Source organism: Microcoleus sp. N9_A2 (genome assembly GCF_036701775.1).
Classification (GTDB): domain Bacteria; phylum Cyanobacteriota; class Cyanobacteriia; order Cyanobacteriales; family Microcoleaceae; genus Microcoleus.
On the sequence record NZ_JAUBRH010000114.1, the window covers coordinates 1 to 7557 of the forward strand.

General features: G+C 42.2%; 11 protein-coding genes and 1 pseudogene. 4 read left to right on the top strand and 8 right to left on the bottom strand.

Going from position 1 to position 7557, the window contains the following annotated elements; all coding sequences use genetic code 11:
* The first annotated feature begins 198 nt into the window (after positions 1 to 198).
* Together QUA44_RS29810 and blaOXA are read left to right on the top strand one after the other, a co-directional pair.
* Positions 199 to 612 carry an MAPEG family protein gene (locus QUA44_RS29810; protein ID WP_333257361.1) on the top strand — a complete coding sequence of 138 codons (414 nt, stop codon included), beginning with the start codon at positions 199 to 201 and terminating at the stop codon, positions 610 to 612.
* A gap of 151 nt (positions 613 to 763) precedes the next feature.
* A complete protein-coding gene (blaOXA, locus tag QUA44_RS29815) occupies positions 764 to 1636 on the top strand; it encodes a class D beta-lactamase (RefSeq protein WP_333257364.1) in 873 nt (290 codons plus the stop codon).
* Positions 1637 to 1641: 5 nt separating this feature from the next.
* Here blaOXA and QUA44_RS29820 read toward each other — a convergent pair whose 3' ends face one another.
* Both QUA44_RS29820 and QUA44_RS29825 read right to left on the bottom strand, forming a co-directional pair.
* On the bottom strand, positions 1642 to 2082 hold the full coding sequence (locus QUA44_RS29820) for a helix-turn-helix transcriptional regulator (protein WP_333257366.1): 441 nt from the start codon (positions 2080 to 2082) through the stop codon (positions 1642 to 1644).
* A 50-nt stretch (positions 2083 to 2132) separates the two neighbouring features.
* Positions 2133 to 2492, bottom strand: a complete 360-nt coding sequence (locus tag QUA44_RS29825) for a transcriptional regulator (protein WP_333310083.1) — start codon at positions 2490 to 2492, stop codon at positions 2133 to 2135.
* Positions 2493 to 2721: 229 nt separating this feature from the next.
* On the opposite strand from QUA44_RS29825, the pseudogene QUA44_RS29830 reads away from it, so the two are divergent.
* A pseudogene (locus QUA44_RS29830) lies at positions 2722 to 3593 on the top strand (IS630 family transposase).
* Here the strand turns inward: QUA44_RS29830 and QUA44_RS29835 are convergent.
* Positions 3544 to 3843 carry a helix-turn-helix transcriptional regulator gene (locus QUA44_RS29835; protein WP_333257371.1) on the bottom strand — a complete coding sequence of 100 codons (300 nt, stop codon included), beginning with the start codon at positions 3841 to 3843 and terminating at the stop codon, positions 3544 to 3546. The pseudogene QUA44_RS29830 and the gene QUA44_RS29835 overlap by 50 nt on opposite strands.
* 51 nt (positions 3844 to 3894) lie before the next feature.
* Positions 3895 to 4248 carry a helix-turn-helix domain-containing protein gene (locus QUA44_RS29840; RefSeq protein ID WP_333257374.1) on the bottom strand — a complete coding sequence of 118 codons (354 nt, stop codon included), beginning with the start codon at positions 4246 to 4248 and terminating at the stop codon, positions 3895 to 3897.
* A gap of 239 nt (positions 4249 to 4487) precedes the next feature.
* Between QUA44_RS29840 and QUA44_RS29845 the strand changes: the two genes are divergently transcribed.
* Positions 4488 to 4925: a hypothetical protein gene (locus QUA44_RS29845; protein ID WP_333257377.1), complete on the top strand. Its 438-nt coding sequence runs from the start codon at positions 4488 to 4490 to the stop codon at positions 4923 to 4925.
* A 32-nt stretch (positions 4926 to 4957) separates the two neighbouring features.
* Here the strand turns inward: QUA44_RS29845 and QUA44_RS29850 are convergent, their stop codons facing one another.
* From QUA44_RS29850 to QUA44_RS29865, 4 genes are all read right to left on the bottom strand, one after another.
* On the bottom strand, positions 4958 to 5446 hold the full coding sequence (locus QUA44_RS29850) for a hypothetical protein (RefSeq protein ID WP_333257378.1): 489 nt from the start codon (positions 5444 to 5446) through the stop codon (positions 4958 to 4960).
* A gap of 46 nt (positions 5447 to 5492) precedes the next feature.
* Positions 5493 to 6458: a type II toxin-antitoxin system HicA family toxin gene (locus tag QUA44_RS29855; protein ID WP_333257381.1), complete on the bottom strand. Its 966-nt coding sequence runs from the start codon at positions 6456 to 6458 to the stop codon at positions 5493 to 5495.
* Positions 6459 to 6683: 225 nt separating this feature from the next.
* Entirely contained in the window at positions 6684 to 7127 is a 444-nt protein-coding gene (locus tag QUA44_RS29860) for a hypothetical protein (RefSeq protein ID WP_333257384.1), read from the bottom strand.
* Positions 7128 to 7418, bottom strand: coding sequence for a hypothetical protein (locus tag QUA44_RS29865; protein ID WP_333257386.1), 291 nt, complete (start codon positions 7416 to 7418; stop codon positions 7128 to 7130).
* Between the last annotated feature and the right edge of the window lie 139 nt (positions 7419 to 7557).

Here is a 7557-nt window from a genome sequence, read left to right on the forward strand (position 1 = left end):
TTACCCTATCTTTTTTCATGCTATTTGTCTAGAGTTGCCGGACTGTATGACTTTCAGGCGACCTGTCGCCCCGTCAGCAATTCTGGTTGGTTGCATCGTCAGTGATTGTTGACTGGGGGCGGGATTTGACCACAACGATGCTACAGGATTTGATATAACTTTTCTAAAGTCTTAACCACAGTTTCGCAAGGTAGAAAGATGATGCAAATTGAACCGACAAATATGACTTTCCCTCTCTGGGGTTTAGCAATTTTCATCCTGTGGACGATCGCAATTGTAGTCATGCTGCTGACAGTCAGGATTCGGCATCTATCTGCCGGCGGTTCTCCCAAAGATTTTGGCACACAAAACGATGAAAGTTTGCTGTGGCGACTATTTCGAGTACAATCCAACTTGGTAGAAAACCTGCCTTTGTATTTGGGAGTTGTTTTCCTTCTAACCGTTAGGGGTGTTTCAGGAACAGCAGTAGATTTGCTGATTGTTGTGTACATCCTATTTCGGCTTGTACATTCAGCGATTCACATTGCCGGCCTCGATCCCAAATTTCGGATTGTGAGTTTGGCAATTCAGTTAAGCTGTTTAGTCGCCTTAACTATTATGGCAGTTTTGTAGGTGAAAAATTACGCAATTGGCCCCTGTATATAGTAGACTGCGTCAGGGGCAAACCTTAATTGTTTCTTACACAGCGTAAGTCAGACGCACCTTACAAGTCAATCGCGCCTGTGACATTACTGCCTGTGATTTGGCTAACTAATCGAAGTTTATGAACAGAATATCTCGTGCGCTCGCTGTTATTTTAATTGTATTAGGCTGCATTACTTTTGTTTTAGTTCAGACACCGCAATCAGCCTTAACCGTGCCACCTCCTGTGCAAGAGTCTCCGTCTCGCGGAGGAGATGTTGCTGAGAAAATTAATTTTGGACGGCACTTTCAAGAGCTAGGAGTTGAAGGCTCGATCGCGATTTACGACTTGAACAGCGATCGCCTTTATCAACACAACCCGCAGCGTAACGAGACAGCTTTTTTACCCGCATCTACATTTAAGATTCTCAACTCTCTGATTTCCTTAGAAACAGGGGTAATTTCAGATGAGATTGCCGTGCTAACGTGGGATGGAATTCAAAGGCAAATTCCCGCATGGAATCGAGACTTGAATATGAGAGAAGCCATCAAACTTTCCGCCGTTTGGTTTTACCAAGTTCTAGCCCGCCGAGTCGGACACGAGCAAATGCAAAAATGGGTTGCTAAAGCCGGTTACGGCAACCAAAAAATCGGTAATAAAGACGATATTGACAAATTCTGGTTAGAGGGAGAACTGCGAATCACACCCAAGGAGCAAATTCAATTTCTGGGCCGTCTCTACAAAAATGACTTACCCTTTTCTGATCGCTCGCTGTCTCTGGTGAAAGATATCATAATTGTTGAACAAAGTCCCGATTACACAATTAGGGCAAAAACAGGCTGGGCAGGCTTTGGAGAACAAACAAAGCCTCAAATTGGCTGGTATGTAGGTTATTTAGAAAAGGATAAAAATGTTTACTTTTTTGCTACAAACATTGACATCCGCAACAAAAATGACGCATCTGCAAGAATCGAGTTAACGCGCCGTTGCTTCAAGGATCTTGCGCTGCTGTAAGTACGTTATTTGTTCTCTAATATTCGCAAAAACGCTAGCGGAGCGGCTAACGGTGATAGCCAAAACACCCATTTATTCGAGGGAGCATAACACTTATGCGAAGCCTCAGCAGCCGCTGCGAGTCTATCCATCACCCTACCAATCATTGCCAACTCATTTATCGGCATACATTGAATTTTTTTGAGGATATCATTTGTATCCATCGGTTCAGTCGGCTGTTTGCCTTCCAGATGAGCTATCAATTCTTCAACGGTGAAGCCTGCTCTTGTCGCAATCTGAGCCAAATTTTTCGTATCCGGGAGCACTTGCCCTTTTTCCCAATACAGAACTGAAGCGGCAGAGACTCCCAGTAGCCTGCCAAAAGCACTCAAACTCATGGAACCACGAGCTAGTTTAACAACCTCGCTCAGTTTTTTCCTAGCTTCTGCGTCCACAGTATCAGTCACCAGATCAACACAACTCCCAGTTTACTGCCCAATTGACTTGGACTCCAGCCCTAATTCCCAGAAGCCACCGCAGCAGCAGCCAACCGCTCCACACCGGCTCGAACAATCACTGCTAGGTCACTCAGTGACATACACTGAATTTTCTTAAGCAACTCGTTGGTATCTACGGGTTCACGCATGGGCTTGCCTTCCAGATGAGCCATTAGCTCTTCCATCGTAAAGCCTGCTCTTGTCGCAATTTGAGTCAAATTTTTCGTATCCGGGAGTACCTGCCCTTTTTCCCAATACAAAACAGAAGCAGCAGAAACTCCCAACAATCTGCCAAAGGCGCTCAAACTCATCGAGCCACGCGCTAACTTAACAACCTCGCTCAGTTTTTTCTTAGCTTCTGCGTCCACAGTATGAGTCACCACTTAATCAACACATAACTCAGTTTAGTGCCCAATTGATTTCGACTCCAGCCTTAATCTCCAGAAACCTCAGCCGCCGCCGCGAATCTATCCACCACAGCTCTGCCAATTAGCGCCACTTGACCCAGAGGCAAAAACTGGATTTTTTTGACAATATAGTCATTTCAAATAAATGTGAGACCGAGGTAAGATCATGATAAAATCGATAAAAAGAGTTAATTAGAAAAAAATGGCTTACAGTCTAGACCTAAGACAAAAAGTAGTCGATCATGTGGAAAATGGAGGGAGTACAACGAAAGCTGCCGCCATATTTAAGGTAGGAAGAGCAACAATTTATAGATGCAACCGGTAGGGAATACCTTCGACCAACTCAGGTCAACCACCGTCAACGAAAGCTAGATTGGGAAGCACTCAAAAAAGATGTTGAAAAAAATCCTGAAGCAAGATTAGTAGAAAGAGCAAAAACTTTCAGGCGTCAGACCGAGTGCCATCTGCTATGCCTTAAAAAAACTGAAAATTACAAAAAAAAAAGAACTTCGCTATAAAGAAAGAAATCGAGAAGAAAGAATGAAATATTACAGAAATCTGAGAGAATTAATTAAAGTTTATGGCAGCAAAAGTCTTGTATTCATTGATGAGTCAGGATTTGAGGAACTTGAAGGTTCTGTTTGTGCCGGGGCCAAAAGAGGAAAGAAAGTCTATGGCGAAAGACCAGGAAAACGGGGGAAAAGAGAAAATTTAGTAGCAGCAAGAAGAAAAGGAAAGAAGGACTTAATTGCACCAATGCTCTTTATGGGTAGTTTGAATGCAGAAGGATTTGAAGGATGGTTATCTTTGTATTTGTTACCAGATTTAACAAGTCCATCTATATTAATTATGGATCATGCACCCATTCATCGTAAGACAGTCATTAGACTATTGGTTGAGGAGGCGGGTCATCAGATAATATTTTTACCAAAATACTCTCCTGACTTAAATGATATTGAGCATGATTTTAGTGCATTAAAGAGAGCTAAAATGTATGCGTCTCCTGGCACATCTCTTGATGAAGTTATTCGTGCTTATTGTGCAGAAAGAGTGTCTCATACTTATTTGAAATGACTATATCGTTGATTTCTGGAGCTTCTGAAACTGGCTTGCCATCCAACAATCTCAGAAATTCTTCCAGCGTATAACCCGATCTCGCAGCGAGCTTAGCCAAGTTGTCCGTATCGGGAACCGTATCGCCTCGTTCCCAAAGCTGAACAGCAGTAGCGGAAACGCCCAAAAGCTGACCAAACGCTCGCTGACTCATTGTTCCGCGCGCTTTTCTGATAATTTCACTAAGTTTTTCTCTATTTTCGATATTCACGGCTCAAAGGTTACTCAACCGTCTCTACCAGTCTACTTGCCAACAGATACATCAACTATATTTTCCAGACGACTCAGCAGCAGCCGCGAGTCTATCCATCACCGCTCTACCAACCACGGCTAACTCACTGATCGGTATACATTGAATTTTTTTCAGCAGATCGTTAGTATCTACGGGCTCACGCATGGGCTTGCCTTCCAGATGAGCAAGCAACTCTTCCATCGTAAACCCTGCCCTCACGGCAATCTGAGCCAAATTTTCTGTATCTGGGATACTCTGACCTTTTTCCCACAACTGAACCGCAGTCGCAGATACCCCAAGAAGCTTGCCAAATCCACGCTGACTCATAGAACCGCGAGCTAGTTTGACAATCTCGATTAATTTTTTCTTAGCTTCTGCGTTCACAACTGCCGTCACTACTTAATCATACATAATTCAGTTTACTTCCCAACTCCAGAATTTTCAACTTGCAATTCATAATTACACTTGACACACGCGACGATTGCAAGTACAATAACAATTACAACTTAAGTTTTGATGCGCCGAAAGGGTCGTTAAACAAATGGTTCTGAGCTAGGAAAAGAATCTAAGCGGACAGCCCGATCAAACTTTGAAACCAGAGACAGACATCAGGGGAAGCAAAAATGACCAAAAGACGCAGCCAAAACACCCACAACTCACGTCGCAACCGTCAAAGCCTCACCGCCTCCGGTTGGCTCAAGCCCCAGTGCTGGCAAATCTCCAAAACGGAAGCCGCCGAAGCCCTGAAAATGCCCGTCAACCGCATCGTCAAAGTTTACCCCAAACAACACCAAGTAATAGTCGTTTACCTGAACAAGAAAGGACAAAAATGTAGTTCCTTTTTCAGCTACAGACTATTTGCCAGATGGGAGAAAGAGACGATCGCAGCGATCGCCAGTTGTAGAAACCAGCAAACCCTAGCGCCCCTAGAAATCATTGTACAATACGACCTCGAACATTTCAACTATCCCGTCCAGAGCGCCGACGCAATTTGGGATGCCCTACTCAACCACATCCGCCAAGTCATCAGAGAACAACGGCTCAGCCTAGCTTGCGCCTAGTCCCCCATTAACCCCACCTATGTTGATCATCCTTAATACTTGGGAAAATCGATTCCTGAGATGGATATTCCTTGCATCTTCTGTACATATCGTCCTTGAGCCGCTACACACTCTGCCATTTTTTGAGCCTGTATAGGTTGACTCCTGGGATCTGGTGAGGTGCCTCTATACTCCCATACACCACCACGACCACTATTTATTACTTTTCCATTTGTTTCTAAGATTAACTCTTCTCCGGTAGCATCAATATAGAATTTCCCCTTTTGAAAAGACACGCTGCTAATTGTGATATCTTCCACTCCCTTGTAAGGATTTGCAGGGCCCTTGACAATCTTAATACAGATTCTATTATTTTTATGTGCAATTTCTCTCCGGGAATTATTGAACATGGTTCCTTGAGAGTAGTAAGTTCCTGTGGGTAGAATTGTAGAATCTTGTTGATTACTTTGAGCAGATGACAAGGATGAAATTGATAGAAAAATAGAACTAGCAATTAGTGTTTCGAGTACCTTAAATTTCATTTCCTATTAAACTCCATTAAAATTATTTTTTTCAGATTCAACATGGTCATAAATTATTTTTAAACTCCTCTAGGGTGACATTTGCTTGGCCAAGAATATTAGCTAATGTCCCAGAAGCTAATTCATCATGGAGTGGCACATTACAACTATCTATTTGCTGTACAACCCGAACCCGTTTGAGAACAACGTGACTGCCACCCCCCCTATCTTGCCTGATGAATCCCAAACGTTCTAAAGACCCGATAGCTCTTCTGCCTGAAATTCTTGGCAATTGATTCCAAGGTATACCTGAATGGGAATTTTGCGACAGATTTTGAAGCTGAACGTTTAGATGTTCAATAGTATTTTCTAATGTTTGAGTGTTCTCTTGGGCTGCACTGAGTTGCCTTTTTAACTGCCTCTTTCGATCTTCTAAGAACTGAGTTCTGCTTTTCGATGTATCTAATTCGCTGTTTAACTGGACTTTTTCGCTGTTTAGCTGGACTTTTTCTTTTTCTAACCTATCAATTTCTTCCACATAATAATTTTCCCCATCTCTTGACTGTTCCTTACTCCGATCTAATTCTGCCCTAGCTCCTTCTAGTGCGGCGGTGAGTTCATTAATATTAGGTATTTCTTCTAACTGTTGCTCTAGCTGACGAGATTGCTGTTGTCTTAAATCTAGATCGCGCTTCAAATCAACTATTTTCTGATTGAGCTCTTCACTCTGCTGCTTTGCTTTAGATTCTCGCTGAGACGTTTTTTGCAACTTTTGCCGTAGTAATTGCAATTCTTTTGAAGTTTGAGCAGCTTTTTGCTGTTGCTGTTCTCTACGAGCCAGTTCGCTTTCATAAGATGCAATTTGATTTTCCAGTTCTCTCTTATTTTGCTCCTGTTCTTGCCGGTAAGATTCCAGTTCAGCAAGACCTCTATCTCGCTGGTCAATTAATTCGATAGTTTGCTGGTTTGTTTCTTCTAATTGCAGCTTAATTTCCTGCTTTACTTCAGATTCTCGCTGAGACGTTTCTTGCAACTTTTGCCGTAGTAATTGCAAGTCTTCTAAAGTTTGAGCATTTTCTTGCTGTTGCTGTTCTTTAAAAGCCAGTTCGCTTTCATAAGATGCAATTTGATTTTCAAGTTCTCTCTTATTTTGCTCCTGTTTTTGCCGATCAGATTCCAGTTCAGCAAGACCTCTCTCTCGCTGCTTAATTAATTCGATAGTTTGCTGGTTTTTATCTTCTAATTGCCGCTTAATCTGTTAAATTTCCCGTTGCAATTGTTCCTGTTGTTGCTGTGCAAGACGCTGCTCATTCCGTTTGGCAGATAAAACCACCTCAATAATTATCCACGCGCTCAAACCACTAACGAAAAATAAAGCGACTGTCGATGTGTAAAGAGTCCGGGAACCTGTTACTTTAAATGGATCTTTAATCCAATTATTAGAATCTTCAATAAATGTCGGCGGTACTCCCCGGACATAGTACACACGACCGATTATTTCTCCTGAGTTAACTCTACCAGTAAAGATGGGTTTACTATCACGAGGTTTAGCATATTGCCGCTCTGCTTGCAGCGGAGGTGGACTTTGTAGTAAGTCGTATGGATGATTTGATAAAGTTGCTAATGAAATTTCCTTTGTCCACTTCTGAGAAGATTTTGATTGATAAAGAATTTGCTCGGATAGGCAATTTTGGGCAGCCATTTAGCAATCAGTAACAATCAGCCCAAATAATCCATAGTTACTGTCTAAAGTTCGTTGTAATTCTTCTATATTTCCTTGCAATAAGGTATAGGATAGTTTTACTGGCAAAGTATGAGATAACATATTGAAATCAACTGTTTGCACAGCAAAGATTGTGCCATGCCAATAGTTCTTATAATTTTCCCAGTTTTTCACAGTCGCCAGACCCAAAGAAAATGTCGCGATCAGGGTGAATCGCCCCAAACTCTTAATCAGCGTACTAGGGTTGATCGGGGGAAGTTTTTGCTTCATAAGGTAAACAGCCAAATGAATCTGAGTGAGAATATATTTAATATAACTTCAGCTACAGATTATTGGTAGTGCCATGAAGGAAAGGATGGAGTAAACTTAAGCTACTATTAGCGAGAAGTTTTTGCCATTGGTGATATGA

Bases quoted from the DNA above. Each gene is read 5' to 3' on its own strand.
- QUA44_RS29860 (WP_333257384.1), bottom strand. From the start codon at position 7,127: ATGGCTGCCCAAAATTGCCTATCCGAGCAAATTCTTTATCAATCAAAA.
- QUA44_RS29865 (WP_333257386.1), bottom strand. From the start codon at position 7,418: ATGAAGCAAAAACTTCCCCCGATCAACCCTAGTACGCTGATTAAGAGT.
- QUA44_RS29850 (WP_333257378.1), bottom strand. From the start codon at position 5,446: ATGAAATTTAAGGTACTCGAAACACTAATTGCTAGTTCTATTTTTCTA.
- blaOXA (WP_333257364.1), top strand. From the start codon at position 764: ATGAACAGAATATCTCGTGCGCTCGCTGTTATTTTAATTGTATTAGGC.
- QUA44_RS29845 (WP_333257377.1), top strand. From the start codon at position 4,488: ATGACCAAAAGACGCAGCCAAAACACCCACAACTCACGTCGCAACCGT.
- QUA44_RS29810 (WP_333257361.1), top strand. From the start codon at position 199: ATGATGCAAATTGAACCGACAAATATGACTTTCCCTCTCTGGGGTTTA.